Annotated in this window: 9 protein-coding genes; all 9 read right to left on the bottom strand. The window is 60.5% G+C overall.

Translation table 11 applies throughout. From position 1 onward, the window contains the following. Window positions 1-249: 249 nt before the first annotated feature. Window positions 250-720 carry a hypothetical protein gene (locus ABEG21_RS03050; RefSeq protein WP_347555813.1) on the bottom strand — a complete coding sequence of 157 codons (471 nt, stop codon included), beginning with the start codon at window positions 718-720 and terminating at the stop codon, window positions 250-252. After that, a complete protein-coding gene (locus ABEG21_RS03045; protein WP_347555812.1) occupies window positions 713-5,368 on the bottom strand; it encodes an RHS repeat-associated core domain-containing protein in 4,656 nt (1,551 codons plus the stop codon). Before ABEG21_RS03045 ends, ABEG21_RS03050 begins: the two co-directional genes overlap by 8 nt. A gap of 184 nt (window positions 5,369-5,552) precedes the next feature. After that, window positions 5,553-6,767, bottom strand: a complete 1,215-nt coding sequence (gene tssA / locus ABEG21_RS03040) for a type VI secretion system protein TssA (protein WP_347556595.1) — start codon at window positions 6,765-6,767, stop codon at window positions 5,553-5,555. 37 nt (window positions 6,768-6,804) lie between these two features. Beyond that, on the bottom strand, window positions 6,805-9,483 hold the full coding sequence (gene tssH / locus ABEG21_RS03035) for a type VI secretion system ATPase TssH (protein WP_347555811.1): 2,679 nt from the start codon (window positions 9,481-9,483) through the stop codon (window positions 6,805-6,807). A gap of 34 nt (window positions 9,484-9,517) precedes the next feature. Further along, complete coding sequence (gene tssG / locus ABEG21_RS03030; RefSeq protein WP_347555810.1) at window positions 9,518-10,816, bottom strand: type VI secretion system baseplate subunit TssG; 1,299 nt, start codon at window positions 10,814-10,816, stop codon at window positions 9,518-9,520. Then, the gene (gene tssF / locus ABEG21_RS03025) at window positions 10,780-12,621 is read right to left on the bottom strand and encodes a type VI secretion system baseplate subunit TssF (RefSeq protein ID WP_347555809.1); all 1,842 of its coding nucleotides are present in this window, start codon (window positions 12,619-12,621) and stop codon (window positions 10,780-10,782) included. The genes tssG and tssF overlap by 37 nt, the downstream gene beginning before the upstream one ends. A gap of 41 nt (window positions 12,622-12,662) precedes the next feature. Then, a complete protein-coding gene (gene tssE, locus ABEG21_RS03020) occupies window positions 12,663-13,157 on the bottom strand; it encodes a type VI secretion system baseplate subunit TssE (RefSeq protein ID WP_347555808.1) in 495 nt (164 codons plus the stop codon). Between the two features lie 15 nt (window positions 13,158-13,172). Beyond that, window positions 13,173-13,718, bottom strand: coding sequence for a type VI secretion system tube protein Hcp (locus ABEG21_RS03015; RefSeq protein ID WP_347555807.1), 546 nt, complete (start codon window positions 13,716-13,718; stop codon window positions 13,173-13,175). Between the two features lie 44 nt (window positions 13,719-13,762). Beyond that, a complete protein-coding gene (gene tssC / locus ABEG21_RS03010; protein ID WP_347555806.1) occupies window positions 13,763-15,259 on the bottom strand; it encodes a type VI secretion system contractile sheath large subunit in 1,497 nt (498 codons plus the stop codon). Window positions 15,260-15,264 lie beyond the last annotated feature (5 nt).

Genomic DNA, 15,264 nt, shown 5'->3' with positions numbered 1-15,264 from the left:
GGCTGCCACTCGCAAGCGGTGGCTCTATCAGCTGATCGTTCTTCGGCACACACCGATCATCCATGCCATACAGACATCTCGATACCAGAGTCAAACGTGCCGGTCTACAGATAAAAACATACCGGATTTGTGTACGGGCGGCAGGTGTCTATGGCCGTCGAACTCGGCGAGGCATCTCTGCCGCCGAGCGTGCAATCAAGGGTCGCTCACTGGCACCTTCGTTCTTTGCCTCGTCACACGAACGTCAATTTAAGCCTGCCACTCAGTAACATCGATCAAGCTTTTCCCATTTACCTCAAAAAAATCGAGACTTACCGCCATAGACATATCACTCGATATAAAAATAACGTCATTTAATATTTTTTCATCAAAATAAAATAACGAATTTATATTAAAAACACCATTCGATATAAGCATTCCACAATACTTCCAATCTTCGTCAATCAAAATATAAAAAGGCCCTCCGACCTGCTTAATTCCTGCAATAACTAGATGAATCTCTTGTAGAGATATTTGTCTTTTCCGCTGCAGGAGTCGAGCACTCGCATCGCGAAAGCGATTTAAGATCGCGTCAGTTTCCTCCAAAGAAAGCGTCTCCCACTGATCTTTCAGCGGAAGGAGAGACGCGATCTTGCGAAGATAGTCATTGTGAATTTTCTTTCCATTCGCCTTTCTATATAAGATTTCCTTTTTATATAGTTCCATATCGCGCTCAGTCATTGCATCCTCCATAGGACGCTTTTCCCTTGGGATTAGCTATCTTCGGCCTCCCGTAGTCGTTCATTCTTACCGCACCGCTGAAAGGATCCACCTTAACCTTACCTGCCTCCCAATGCGGGTCGTCCAGATGGCTTGAATCCATCGTTTGCTGCTGAACGGTCGCTTGCACGGTCCCCCCGCCTGTTTGCGGGACTTCATATCGATACTCCCGACCGGACGCATTTTTCGATTGACTCACTGGCTGTTGGCTGGTCGGAATGCTTGCTTGCCTCATAGCTTCGCGACGAGCCCCGCGAGACGTCATCGATCCGCATTTCAGCCCAAGCGGATCAATCCATCCGATAGAATTCGGTGCGTATTGATAGACATTGATGCCACCAGTCCAACCGATAGGATCCCTAGATATGAATCGCCCCACCTGCGGAGCATAATACCGATACCGATTGTAATGCCCCCCCGTCTCGGCATCGTAATACTGCCCCTGGAACCGCAGCGGATTCGTGATCCCAGCAGCCTTCGCCGCCTCACTGATCACCTCTCGCGCCTCACCCCAAGCCTTATACGACATCTCAATAGCGATATCGCCTCTTGCATCGCTCAGGTACTGCGGCGTCCCGATCTGGTCACATTGGTAGTAATAAACCGCCACGCCACCTTGTGCACCGGGCGGCTGCATCAGCGGATCGTTCTCCGGCACGTACCGATCGTCCGGGTGCCACACGGGCGTTTCGATACCAGAGACTACCGCGCCACGATACTGCGCAAGCGGCACGAACGTATCCGCCTCATACAAATAATGCGTGCTATTCGTCGCCGTCGTTTCAAACGCTAGTCGATCACCGTCCCAACCAAAGACGGTTTGATCACCATCCACTTCCTTCGCAATTCGTCGGTTAAACGCATCGTAGAAATACCGCGCCTGATGACGCCTTCCTGTTTCCGCTACATCGGCTCGCACCAGCCTATCGAAACCATCCCACTCGTAGCGCTGCTGTCCACGCGGCGATGTCTTCATCGCAAGGTTACCGTGCGCATCGTACTCGTAGTGCGTGCCGGCATAACCCTTCAACAGGTTGCCAAGCACCTTTGGCACTTCAGCACCGAAGCTATTCTCCTCTCGCCCACGCCCGCGATCGCCTGACAGGTCTCGACGTGCATACGCATCGGCCAAGCTATTCCCGGCATCACCGGCCCCGCCATTCGGCAAATCAACGATATTGCTCGCCGGATCAAACGCAAATCGCTCGCGACCCAGCGGACCTGACGCTTCCAGCAAGCGTCCAACAGGATCGTACTTATACGCGATCTCACCACGCCGACTATCTTGAATCTGCGTCAATTGCCCAGCACGGTCATAGCGATACTCCCGCACCGCAAACGCCGACGGCATCCCGCCTCTTGTCAGCGTCTGCTTTTGCAAACGCCCGGCTTCGTCATAACGCGTGTCCTGCGTAATCCGATTCGCCAGCGTCCGCGATGTCTCCCGATGCAAATCATCGCGCTCGATCTGCACGTGCTCCGCACCATCGATCAGCATGCCGTGCACGTGACCCGAACCGTAACGCAGCCAATCTACCCGATGCCCATCCGGCCGTACGCTGGCAATGCGATTGTCTAGCGCGTCATACTCATGACGCCACACATAGCTGCGCTTGTCGCCGAACACGCTGTACGCATGGTGTTCGCGAATCAGATTCCCAACCGGGTCATAGAAATGCGAAACGGTGCTCAAGCTGTTACGTGCATCCGCCAAGCGTCCCGCCTGATCATAGGCGTACTTCGCATCGCCTCGTGCCGTCACACGGCCCGCCGCATCGAGGATCAAGCCCGTCACGCGCCCGGCTTCCTCGATCTCCGTTAGTCGACCCGTCCCTGCGTCATAGCGATATTGCGTCGCTTGACCATCAAAGCCGACCTCTTCCAACAGGCGCCCGACCGGATCATACGCAAAGCGATACTGCGCGCCATTCGGATCCGTCAATCCGCTCAACCGCCCCTGCCGATCATACGCATAGGAAAGCGTCTGCCCCAACGCGTCACGCCGCACACGAATGCGCCCAGCCGCGTCGTAGTCATAGCGCGTAATCCGAGCAAGACCATCCTCGTGCTCCAGCAAACGAGCCTCAGCGTCATATTGCACACGCTCCACGCCCGCCGGCGTCGCAACAGAGGCCAACTGCCCATTCGTGCCATACGCGTATTGCGTCAAGCCATCTGCTGCATCGCGCGTCTCTAGAAGACGGCCTGCGTCATCGTATTTCCACTGCGTTGTCTTACTGGAGCAGTCGGTGTAGCGAATCAGGTTGCCGGATGCATCGTAAGCCAGCTTTTTGGTACCGCCCTTGGCATCGACGATCGTCGTCGGTCGTCCCGCACCGTCGTATTGATACTGCGTCTTGCGCTCCAGCGGATCTGTTTCGACAACGACATTCCCCGCATCGTCATATTCACGCAACCAATGCCCGCCAACCGGATCGACCAGCGCGACGACCTGATCCTTGTCGTCATAGCGCATTTCCGTCACGTCACCGGTGCGTCCGAACGTGCGCGTTCGGTTCCCGCGAGCATCATACTCATAACGCTCGCGACTACCGTCGGCGAAGACACGCTGCGTCAGCCAATGATGCTTATTCCAATGCAGCCATTCCTCTTTACCATCGGCTTGCTGCACACGATAAACATACCCGTCGATGTCGTACCAATAAAGCGTCCGCGCGCCACTCGCATCGGTGGCCTCGGTCAAGCGCATGTCGCTATGCCACTGCAGCCGAATGTCATGACTGCCGTCGTCGGCATACTCTCGCACGCATCGCGCACTGGCGTCGGTGCCGTCCCACTCCAGCGTGATGCCGCGTCCTGTTCGATCCGTATAACGCGTGACCAGGTGATGCTGATACGTATAGTCGCGACGGTTGCCATAGCGATCGAAGGCGACCAGCAAGTCGCCGTTTTCCGCATATTGATAGCGCGCCAGCGGCTGCGTGCTAATCGGGTCACCAGCCTGATCGAACTGTAGGATTTCACTGATTCGCCCTGCCGCATCATGCCGAAATCCAAGCACGCCCTCGGCATAACCCAAACGACTCAAACGATGCTTCGCGTCATAATCGAGAATGATTTTCGCGCCGTTGCGGGTCTGAATAAAGGCCAGCCGATAATGCGCGCCACGACGTTCATACGCCTCCGTCAACTCCAGCCCGCGCTTGACGACAAGCCAGTCGCTGCTCTCGCGCGTGAGCGTCAACGATTCCGTCAAATCGTCGTGGAAGGCCCCTACCGCTAGCGCGTCATAGGAAAGCGTCCGACCCATGGCATCGTGATACTGCAAGGCCCCCGTCGCGGACTCGTCGATGCGGGTGCTGAATGGCGTCGTCCAACGCGCGCCGATATCGCTGTCCTCGTACGATGCAAGGCGAGAATGGTAGGTTCGCTCCCAGACGATCGGCAGCGCGCCGGGAATTGTGAAATCCTCGTGCGTGAAGCGCTCGAAGCCCAAGGCGTAGCTAATTGAATTCTTAGAAGCAGAGACCCCGCCGATGTCACAAATGACCGGGCAACCCGCTCCGGGACCTTTCGCCGCTTCCGCGCCGCGCGAGCGCTCTAACGCACCGTCAGGGCGATGCGCTTCTACTTTCGCAGTACCACTCGGCGGAATACCGACAACCGATCCGGCCTTGTGCTTACGACGCCGCCACATTTGCACCGACTGCTGCAGGATCTGCATCAGCCACATCAACTGGCCAACGTCATTGCCGTTCAGCGCCAAGATCTTCTGCTTGATCAGCGGACTCTTCTCACGAAGAGACGCCGCTAATCCTTTGAGTAATGCAACGACTTCCGACGGTGGAGGCCCGGCCACCGCAGCAGCTTTTTGGCCGCCTTCCTTGACCAATGCCGTCGCCCCTTCCGCCAAGTAATGGAACAATCCCGATGCAACCGCTCCGGGATTATGCGCATCGAAGGCTTTAGAAGCGCGCTCTAACGCAGCGTCGGACGCTTTTTGATTCTGGCTCGCGTCGAATAGGCTGCTGTGCGCGGGGTCCGCAGCATCTTCAAATACCTGCGCCAGCGCATTAACGATCTCTTGCGCTTTGTTTGCACATTCCGTGAGATAGCCCTGCAATAAGCCTTGCAACGCTTGCAGATAAGCTTCGATCTCGCCTTGGAAATGTGTCTGAATATGGGCGACCAGCATCTCGATAACAGCGTCGCCGATCAGTTGCACGCCGGCTTGTGCCGCGTCCTTTCCCAAGGACAATACGTTCTCTCGCGCGAGGTGCAATAAGGGACGCGCGGCCATGCGCACTTCGCCACCGACGCCGATCGCAACCACGCCGATCAAATCGACACCCAAGTTCAACCAATCGAATACGCCGGGCGGTTCCTTCGACGTGGCAATGTCGCGAATATCGAGAATTACATCGGCAGCCGCGAGAATATTCGCGACCACAGGAATGACGTTGGCCGCTGTTTTAACGCGGTCTAACGTCAGATAGCCGCTACTTATTTCACGCAACCATTGATCGATCCGTTGCAGCGCGTTTCCTACATCGGACGGCGGAAGGTTGCCAGCAAGCGCGACAGTCCCATAGATCGTCGGTGCCGGTGTAGCGGTGTTCGTCCCCGCAGTCGCCGCCGGTGTTGCCATTTTCTTTAATTCCCTTTAACGCACCGCGCGCCGATGTGAGGCTATCCATGCAAACGCTGCTTTGTGAGTACGACACCCGCGATCGCGAGGCGAACCTATGATCCAGAAATGCGCGCAACGCGGCACGGTTCGGGACGCTTTACGTCGCCAGCCCGGCCATCGCAAGCAAACCGCCCCGCCTGCTTCACTCGTCGATTTTCTTCACGCCGAGCATATCGTTCAATTGCTCCAACGACGCGCCGTCCTTGACGACGGCATTGAGCCATTCGTGCAAAGGCATGTCGGCCCAGACCGCCGCTTTCTCCGCCATATAGGCGGCCGGACTATGCGGTTCCGTACGGCGGAAGAAGGCGGCGATTTCGCGCAGTCGAACGATCGCCTGCGACCGCGACGTGATCGGTCCCGCCGCACCGCCGGACAGTGTGGGCGACGGCGACGTGCCCGGTGTGCCGTTGGATACTACGCTCAGCTGCCCCATGCTATCGGTCTCCGTGTGGTCGAACTGCGGCTCGATACGTTCGTAGGCCCCGCCTGTCTGCGACGGCGTCGCCGTCGGTGCATCCGCCGAGGGCGCACCGGCGTCGCCGGCCGGCGTACCCTCTAGCGCACCCGCCGGATCGATGCCGGCATCCCTGGCGAAACGCTCGGCCAGACGTCGCACCGTCTCGTACGCTTCCTTCACCTGCCTGAAGCTGGGCGCATCGTCGCCGGCCCGGGCATCCAGCGTCGTCTCCAGGCCTTTGTAGGCGCGCTCGAACGCAGCCAGCTCGCGCAATACCTGCGTATAGAACGACGGCTTGGTCGCCCGACGCGCCGCATCGAATGCGTCGATCGTCACCTTGCCGCGCAGGATGTCATCGGCATTGTCCGGATCACGCTTGACGGCCTGAACCAGATTGGTCGCCACTTCCCAGTCGAGCGCGCCGAAGCGTCCGGCGCCGCCGTTCGTCAACGCGATGCCACGCAGTAATTCCGCGGTCCGTCCGGACAACCAGCCGACATTGCCCAGCCGATAATCCTGATCGCCTTCCTCCGGCAAGGGATGGAAACTGTCCCAATATTCCGCGCAGAGCCCGTCGAGCAAGGCATAGCCCTGCGTCAGGCCAGCCAGGCCGTCCTTCAGCCCCCAGGCCTCGGTCAGCCAGACGGCGAGCCGCAAGTCCTTCGTCTGCGTCGACAGCAGCGCCGTGGCGCGCGAGATCACGAGGTCCCAATCGGCCTCCTTGATCTCCGTCACCCACTCGCCCTGATCCAGCGACGGATCCTCGAAACGACGCGCCTCCTGGATCACATCGAAATCGTTTGAAAACAGCAGATCCTCGCCCGCGGGCAGACTTTCCGAGATCGGTCGCAACAGGGCTTGAACCGCCTCGGATCGACGCGATGCCACGTCGTTCATTTCGCTCAATGCATTCACCGTATCGGCCTCATTCAATTCATTCGACGGTGTAGGCGAAGACATCGCCTTCGCCGGCGCTGACGGCAATACGGCGGATCGGCGTACCGTCCGCCACCCGCACCAGGACCTGCTGCGCAATTTCCGGCAACAACGTGCCGTTCAGAATGTGATCGACGTTGCGGGCGCCGGAATCCACCTCGGTACACCGCGCGAGCACCGCGTCGACGAGCGCCTCGTCCCATTCGAAGACCGCATGATGATTCGCTTCGACCCGCGCCTGAATGCGCCCCAGCTTCAGCTCGATGATCTCGCCCAGCACCGTATCTGAGATCGGATAGTAGGGAATCACTTTCATGCGCCCGAGGAAGGCCGGCTTGAATGCCTTGTACAACGGCGCGCGCAATGCTTCCGCCAGCTCGTCCGGATCGGGCAATGCGTCCAGCGGCTGGTTCAGGCACTGCTGCATTACCGTCGACGAACCGACGTTCGACGTCAGGATGATGATCGTGTTGCGGAAGTCGATCTCGCGGCCCTCCGCATCGTCCATGAAACCTTTGTCGAAAACCTGGAAGAACATCTCCAGCACGTCGGGGTGGGCTTTCTCGATTTCATCGAGCAACACGACGGAATAGGGATTGCGCCGTACCGCTTCCGTCAGCACCCCGCCTTCGCCATAACCGACGTAGCCCGGCGGCGAGCCCTTCAGGCCCGACACGCTGTGCGCCTCCTGATACTCGCTCATATTGATCGTGATCATCTTGCGCTCGCCGCCGTACAGGATGTCGGCCAGCGCCAAGGCGGTTTCGGTCTTGCCCACGCCCGATGGCCCGACGAACAGGAACACGCCGCGCGGCTTGTTCGGATCCTCCAGGTTCGCACTCGCCGTCTTGACGCGCTGCGCGACTGCCGACAAGGCATGATCCTGACCGATCACGCGTGCGCTTAGCAGATCCTCCAGTTGCAGGATCGTATCGATCTCGTCACGTACCATCCGGCCCAGCGGAATACCAGTCCAGGCCGCGACAATGCTGGCCACGACATGCGCATCAACTTGCAAGGGCAGCATCGCCTGTTTGTCCTGCACCTGCTCCAGCTCGGCGATGGTGCTCGCCAGCGCGGCGTGGTGCGCGTCTTTCTCGCCTTCCGCCGCCTCGGCCAGCGCCCGACGCAGGCCGGCGATCCGCTCGACCAACGCTTTTTCCTGCGCGTATTGCGCCTCCAGCACCGCCAGCGCGGCACGGTCCGCCTCGTGCTGCGTACGCAACGCGATCAGACGTTCGTCGCGGTCGGCATTGGCTGGCTCGTCGCTTTGTTCGCGCTCCAGCGCGGCGACCGTCGTGGCGGTCCGCTCGATGCGCTTTCGCACATCCTCGATTGGCGCCGGCGTCGCGTTCAGTGCCAGCGCGACCTTCGCGCAGGCGGTATCCAGCACACTGACCGCCTTGTCCGGCAATTGCCGCGACGTGATGTAACGGTGCGACAAACGAACCGCTTCGACGATGGCTTCGTCCAGCACGCGGACGTTGAAGTGCTTTTCCATCAACGGCGCCATGCCGCGCAGCATCGATGCCGCCAACGTCTCGTCCGGCTCCTCGACCTTCACCACCTGAAAACGCCGCGCCAACGCCGCGTCTTTCTCGAAATACTTCTTGTATTCGCTCCACGTCGTGGCCGCCACCGTGCGCAGCTCGCCACGCGCCAATGCCGGCTTCAGCAGATTTGCCGCATCGTTCTGTCCGGCCTGACCACCGGCGCCGATGATCGTATGCGCCTCGTCGATAAACAGAATGATCGGCTGCAGACTTTTCTTGATCTCGTCGATGACATTCTTCAGCCGGTTCTCGAATTCGCCCTTCACGCTGGCGCCGGCTTGCAACAGCCCCATGTCGAGCACGCGCAAGGCGACGCCCTTCAGCGGTTGCGGCACGTCGTCGCCGACGATGCGCAACGCAAGCCCTTCGACGACGGCGGTCTTGCCCACGCCCGCTTCGCCGGTCAGGATCGGGTTGTTCTGACGGCGCCGCATCAGGATGTCGATGACTTGTCGGATCTCGGCGTCGCGGCCGATCACCGGATCGATCTTGCCGGCGCGCGCCTGCGCGGTCAGGTCGTTCGTATAGGTATCCAGCGCCGGCGTCTTCGACTTTGCCGCCGCAGCCGGGGCTGCATCGTTCGATGCGTTCGCCCCGTTCGCTCCGTTCGTGGCAGCGTCGTGATCGGCACCGCCCGTGCTCACCGGCGTTTCCGCGGAGCCCGCCGTGATGTCGTCGAAACGATGCTTCAAGTCTTCCAGCCGCACCTTGTCGAAGCGCGGCGACATCCGCTGTGCGATCTGACGCAAGTCCGCCGCCGTCAGCAAGGCCAGCAACAGATGGCCGGAGCGGATGCGCGCGCTATGACCGTCGAGCGAGGCGATCAGCCAGCCCTGCTCGAACAGATTCGGCAATTGCGCCGAGAACACCGGGGTACGCGTATTGCCGGTACGCAGGTCTTCCAGGCTACGCTCGAAATCGGCGCGCAAGGCATCGGCGGCGATCCCGCAGGATTTCGTGACGACGCTGACGTCCGACAAGGGGTCGTCGAGCAAGGCGATAAACAGGTGCTCGAGGTCCACCTCGAAGTGGCCCCGCGCCAGGCATTCACTGGCGGCTTTCTCGGCAGCCGAGCGGGTGGTGGCATCGAGTTTCTCGATCAAGACCTTCAACGGTGTGCGCATAGTCGTGAGCCTGCTTTTCTAAGATTTCGTCAATTCATGCTTGGTTGATGACCTGCAGCGCATAGCGCGCATCCTCGCGATGCGCCGGCGCGGGTCGAGATACCATGAACGCATCCTGGCCGAGACTGCCGGCACTTCCGAGACGACTCGGCCGTACCTCGTCCTTGTGCAACACCAGTTGCACTTCAAATTCGAACAGCACCCCGACCGTCAATTGCAGCAGCCGTGCCAACGCCAGCGCGCTGGCGCGGCCGCGCAGGAACGTCCGGTACTGCACGAGTGTCATCGGCCCGACCACCAGCCTTGCGCACATATCGCGCTGCCATACGCGTTCACCCGACAGCGCGGTCGCACCCAAGGTTGCGTTGTTCATACCCAGTCGCGTCCATTGTTCGGACGGCACCGTGTACCACTTGCCGACGAACTGCACGACGGTCACGGCGACACCGAAGTAATCGCTGAGGACGCGCTGCAGATAGGCGGCCGACATCGGGCGTTGCCGCATCGCCGCCGCATAGCCGGCAATCGCTTCGTCGAAATGCGCGTTGCTGGCATCTTCGTGCGCCACCCCGTCGCGCAACGCCTGCTGCGTGCGCGGGGCAACGCCGCCCAGGGCCAGCAGATAAGGCAGATAGCGTTCGTCGCGGTCTATTTCATAATGCAGCGCAAGGCGGTATTTCTTCCAGGCGCCATAGAACAGCGCGGTGGCGCGGTTCGAAAAGATGTTCAGGTATTCGCGCGCGGCACGATCGCGGCCCAGCGTCTCGCGCTCGGCAATCTGCTCGGTATAGTGCAGCGGCAAAGCGCCCTGCACACCCAGCAAGCCGAAAAACGCCGGCGTCAGCGAGACGTGGTCGAGCCGACCGGATGCAATCGCCGCACGTTGCGCCTCGGGATCCTGCAGCAAGGTGCCGTCGATGTCGTAGGCCTGAAGCTGTTCGATCTCGCTCGGCGGAAACTGCAGCGAGAGCGTCGTGCGAAACGACATCTGCGCGGTCAGCGCACGCCGGCGCATCTCCCTGCTTTCGTGGTCTTTCCGGTCATCGCGCGCGTCTGCCGCGCCGCTTCCCGCTACGCTCCGTGCCGGTCCAGCGGCGCGCGCGAGCGCGCTGGCCTGCGACGGCCGAGGACGTACGGTGCCGGCGTCCGGATGGTCGCGCAAGGACGGGCTGTCCACTTCCCCCGCGGGACGACCGTCGATCAGTCCCTGTTCGGCGCGGTGCAGAAACCATCGTTCGAGCAGACGCACCGCCTGGAAGAAACCAAAGCGGTGCGGCGCTTCGAGCAACTGCCCGATTACACCAGGATTGATTCGCCGCTTCGGGGCTGACATCGCGCAATCTCCTCGCCGGTCCGTTTCGATTTCACCACCAGCAAGGTGAAACTGTTCAAATGCACATAGGTCGCGAAGAACGCATCCATGACGCCGACGAAGGTATGCAGGCTCGTGCCGACGAAGAAGTCCTCGTCGATGGTCACCGTGATCTCGATACCTCGCACGAAGGTGGCGAACGGCTTGCCCGGCATCCAGTGCACGACCGCCTGCTGCGTGACATCGGCAATACCATCGATATGCCGCGCCGACACCGCCGAGCGAGGCAAGTCATACAGGCGTAACATCTCGCGCAACGGTCCCGGGCCGCTCTGCGTCAGCGACACCTGATTCATCGCCAGATGCGAAATCAAACGCCAGTGCGCGGCACGCCCTCGCTCAAAGCTGCGGCTCGGCGTGGCCCGACGCAGCATCGCGATGCGCTGAACGATCGACGTGCCTTCAAGGAAGAGATCCCCCTCGCTTAGCCCGAACGCCAGCATCGACGGCAGATCGCGATTGGTGCACGTGAGTTCCAGGCTCAGCGTATCGGTCTGCGGCACGGCAGGGTCGAAATCGATATCGACGATCGAGATCTCTGTTTCATAACCGGGGTTCTTGTCAGCCACCCATTCGTCGCGACGAGAGAACCAGTAATGCCCCGACTGGTCGCTCGACTCGCCATGCCGCAGCGAATAGAACGGCCGGTATTCGGTCAGCGACTCGCCGCCCGGCGTCTGGCGCACCAGATGCACGGTATCGATCGAATACACCTCGGTCACGGAGGCGCGGCGCGAGTCGCCGATCACCGGATAGCTCAGCGCCGTGTGATTGACGCGAATCGGCTCGCCCCGCTGTTTGAACAGATTGACCACCGGTGTGCAGAACAATTGCAGATGATCGCGAGTCACCGACTCCAGCAATCGTGCCGCATGCGAGTCGCCACGCAGGTCCTTCAACGCCAGATGCAGCGTCAGTTGTTGCGCCCGTCCGCCGCCCTGCGTCAAGGCGCGCATATCGATGTCGATATAGTCGAACTTTTCGGGAAAGGCGAAGTACTCGGTCAACAGCCGATACGCCGGGTGCGAACGGGGCGGCGTCTCGATCAGCGATTCTTCCTCGCGATGCCCGACCTGCGTCAACGGGATGCGCGACAGTTTTTTCCAGCGGTAGTTGCCGTCGGCCTCGACATAGGCGGCCGTGACGTTCAACAACATCGCATCGGCCAAGGCCGACACCATCGATTGCTCGCCCTGCATATGCGCGCGCAAGGTCGGCAGCGGCATGTCGCCGAGGCGGAACGGCACCGATGTGGAACGCAGCGTGATCGAGATCAAGCCGGTCGCATTGGCCGGCAACATCACCGCTGCCGGCGCACTGGCAACTGGCGAATAGCGCACGTTGCTGATCGTCACCGGCGCCAGCGTCACGTCATAGGCGGTGCGGAAGGTGCAAGGCGCGCCACGTACCGGCCGGGTCGACAGGGACGTACCGCGCGGCACGATCAGCGGCGCCGTCAACTGCGTCAACGCCTCTCCGGCATCCATCTGTGCCATCGAGCACGACGGAAACGGCCGCAGGTAATGCGGGTGCATCACCTCCAGCAAGGCCTCGGTAAATTCGGGATAGTCGTCGTCGAGCTTCTTGTTGATCCGCGCGCCCAATAGCGCGAACGACTGAATCATCCGCTCGACGTGCGGGTCTTCGCTATGCTCGCCCGACATGGCGAGCCGCGCCGCGATCTTTGGATAACGTTGCGCGAAGTCCCGTGAATAGCGTCGTAGATACGAGAGTTCCCGCTCGTAGTACGGAAGCAGATCTTCCATGTGGCCCCTTATCTGCGTCCCTGGTCTTGACTGACCGTCGCTTACCGCTGCCGGCTATCGGCGCCGCGCGCGCGACTCACCGAGTAACGCAGCGTGGACGGGTGCAACATGGCATCGAAGCTGACCGGCTCTTCGGCCGGATGTACCACCAGCAATGCCTGAATCCCAAAATACAGGGCGGTGCTCGTCTGTTCTTTGAGTTCCAGCGACACCTTCACCTGCTGCAAGCGCGGTTCGTGCCAGGCAATCGCCTGCTGGATCGACCGACAGATGAACGTGCGATCGTAATAACTCGCCAGGCTCAAGCCGGAGAAATCCTGCAGGCCATAGGTCAGCACCGACTGCTTGCATTCCGGAAGCGTTTCGAGATCGGCCTCGGACAACGGCGTGCGCGTGTTCAGCAACGCTTCCACATCGCGCGCGACAGTGGCCTTCAATTCCTCGACCGAAAGCGTTCGTAAGGCCGATGACGCCGTGGTCCGGCGCGCATCGTCATCGAACAGCTTGTCGAGCAGACTGGGCTCGAAACGCTTCATGCCTCGTCAGCCCGGTTACGCTGCGTAGGTCTTGTCGTTCTTCGTCAGGCTCCACGCGCCTTGCGCGTTACCGCCCTGGCTGCCGCCGATCTTCTGCTGCGTGTACTTCCATTGCGCGGCAGCATACTTCAGCGTGAACGTCTCGCTCGGCAACGTCGTGTCGGCGGTGGACGCGCTGGACGTCGTCGACGACGACTGGGCGCTCGTCACCGACGAAGCGATGCTCGAGATGATGACGTACTTCAGCTTGACTTCGAGGTACTTGACGCGTGCGCCGTCGCCGTCGGCACGCATGAAGTCGATCGTCACTTCGTCGAACGTCGTACCGCCCGATGCGTTCTGATACATCAGCGGGCTGACGACGTCGATGTCCTTCGTGAAGACCATGTCGCCATGCTCGCAACGCTCGGACGTGTGACCGCCCGCCGTCGACGCAACGGCCGAACGCGGTTGCGTGATCGATTGGCTCCACGAGCTGATTTCGATCCAGTTCGCGTGGTCCTTGTCTTGCGACTCGCCCTTCAGCGCCGGGCTGCCGAATTTCAGATAAATGTCCTTCATCTTGTCCGTCCTTAAATAATGGTGAGCGTGATGGGGCGCCGTCGTTAGCCGTTCGACGGCTTCGGCAGGTCAGCGACCAGCCGCAACGAGATCGACAACTCGTCGAGCTGGAAGTGCGGGCGCAGGAACGCGACCGACCGGTAAGATCCCGGCTTGCCCGGGATTTCCGAAACCTGGATCGACGCCTCACGCAGCGGGAATTGCGCTTTCTGCTCTTGCGATGCGTTGTCGTCGAGCAGCACGTATTGCGAGATCCAGCGGTTCAAGAACTGTTCCACGTTTTGCGCGGACGCAAAGCTGCCGATCTTGTCCCGCATCATCGCCTTCAGGTAATGCGCGATGCGTGACACGGAGAAGATGTACTGCAGCTGCGCGGAAAGTACCGCGTTCGCGTTCGCGCTGTCGGTGTTGTATTTCTTTGCCTTCTGCACCGACTGCGCCGCGAAGAAGGCGGCGTAATCGGTGTTCTTGCAATGCACGAGCGGAATGAAGCCCAGATCGCTGAGCTCCTTCTCACGGCGGTCGGTGATCGCGATTTCGGTCGGGCACTTCAGTGCCACTTCGCCGTCATCGGTCTTGAACGTATGCGTCGGCAGGTCCTCGACCAGGCCGCCCCCTTCCACCCCACGAATCGCCGCGCACCAGCCAAAGTCGTCGAATGCCGACGTCAGGCGCGCGCCGAAGGCCCAGGCCGCGTTGCACCACAGATAACGGCTGTGGTCGGTGCCGTCCACTTCTTCAACGAAGTTGAAGGTCTCGGCAACCTCACCGTCCTTGGGATTGAACGGCAGGCGGCCGAGGAAGCGCGGCAGCGTCAGGCCGACGTAGCGCGAGTCTTCCGAATCGCGGAACGACTTCCACTTCGTGTATTCGACGGTGTCGAACACCTTGCCGAGATCGCGCGGCTTGCCGAGGTCCGAGAAGGTTTCGAGACCCAGCAGCTCCGGCGACGCCGAGCCGATGAAGGGCGCATGCGCCGCGGCGGCAACGTGCGACATCTGGTCGATGAAGAACATATCCTCGGGCTGACGCGAAATCTCGAAATCGCCGATCAATGCGCCGAACGGCGCACCGCCGAACGTGCCGAACTCTTCTTCGTAGACCTTCTTGAACAAGGCGCTCTGGTCGAATTCGATCGCGGACTTGAAGTCGCGGACCAGCTCGCGCTTGGTCGCGGACAGCGCCTTGATCTTGATCGTCGAACCGGTATTGCTCTCGTGCACCAGGTAATGCAAGCCGCGCCAGGTACTTTCCAACTTCTGGAACTCGGCCGAATGCATCACCGAGCTCAGTTGCGCGGAGATCAGGCTGTCGAGCTCGGCCACACGGGCGTCGATCGTCGCCGACAGGTTGTCCGAGACGACGACCGTGCCGTCCAGCACCTGGTTCACCAGTTCGCCGATCAGGTCCTTCGCACGCGCATGTTCGGTATCCGATTTCGCGACCTTGCTCTGCGCGACGATCTGGTCGAGCAAGGAGCTTTCGGCCGTTTCGGTCTGGGTGTCGGCGGCCTGCAGGGCCGCTGCGGAAGGTTGATTCATCGGGT

The sequence above is a fragment of the Robbsia sp. KACC 23696 genome, assembly GCF_039852015.1.
In the GTDB taxonomy this organism is placed as follows: domain Bacteria; phylum Pseudomonadota; class Gammaproteobacteria; order Burkholderiales; family Burkholderiaceae; genus Robbsia.
Note: the sequence above shows the minus strand (reverse complement) of the source record. Positions and strands in the feature narration are given on the sequence as shown.

What these genes read in the sequence shown, in the direction of transcription:
- ABEG21_RS03050 (WP_347555813.1), bottom strand. Translation starts at nt 720, where the DNA reads ATGACTGAGCGCGATATGGAACTATATAAAAAGGAAATCTTATATAGA.
- ABEG21_RS03045 (WP_347555812.1), bottom strand. Translation starts at nt 5,368, where the DNA reads ATGGCAACACCGGCGGCGACTGCGGGGACGAACACCGCTACACCGGCA.
- tssA (WP_347556595.1), bottom strand. Translation starts at nt 6,767, where the DNA reads ATGAACGACGTGGCATCGCGTCGATCCGAGGCGGTTCAAGCCCTGTTG.
- tssH (WP_347555811.1), bottom strand. Translation starts at nt 9,483, where the DNA reads ATGCGCACACCGTTGAAGGTCTTGATCGAGAAACTCGATGCCACCACC.
- tssG (WP_347555810.1), bottom strand. Translation starts at nt 10,816, where the DNA reads ATGTCAGCCCCGAAGCGGCGAATCAATCCTGGTGTAATCGGGCAGTTG.
- tssF (WP_347555809.1), bottom strand. Translation starts at nt 12,621, where the DNA reads ATGGAAGATCTGCTTCCGTACTACGAGCGGGAACTCTCGTATCTACGA.
- tssE (WP_347555808.1), bottom strand. Translation starts at nt 13,157, where the DNA reads ATGAAGCGTTTCGAGCCCAGTCTGCTCGACAAGCTGTTCGATGACGAT.
- ABEG21_RS03015 (WP_347555807.1), bottom strand. Translation starts at nt 13,718, where the DNA reads ATGAAGGACATTTATCTGAAATTCGGCAGCCCGGCGCTGAAGGGCGAG.
- tssC (WP_347555806.1), bottom strand. Translation starts at nt 15,259, where the DNA reads ATGAATCAACCTTCCGCAGCGGCCCTGCAGGCCGCCGACACCCAGACC.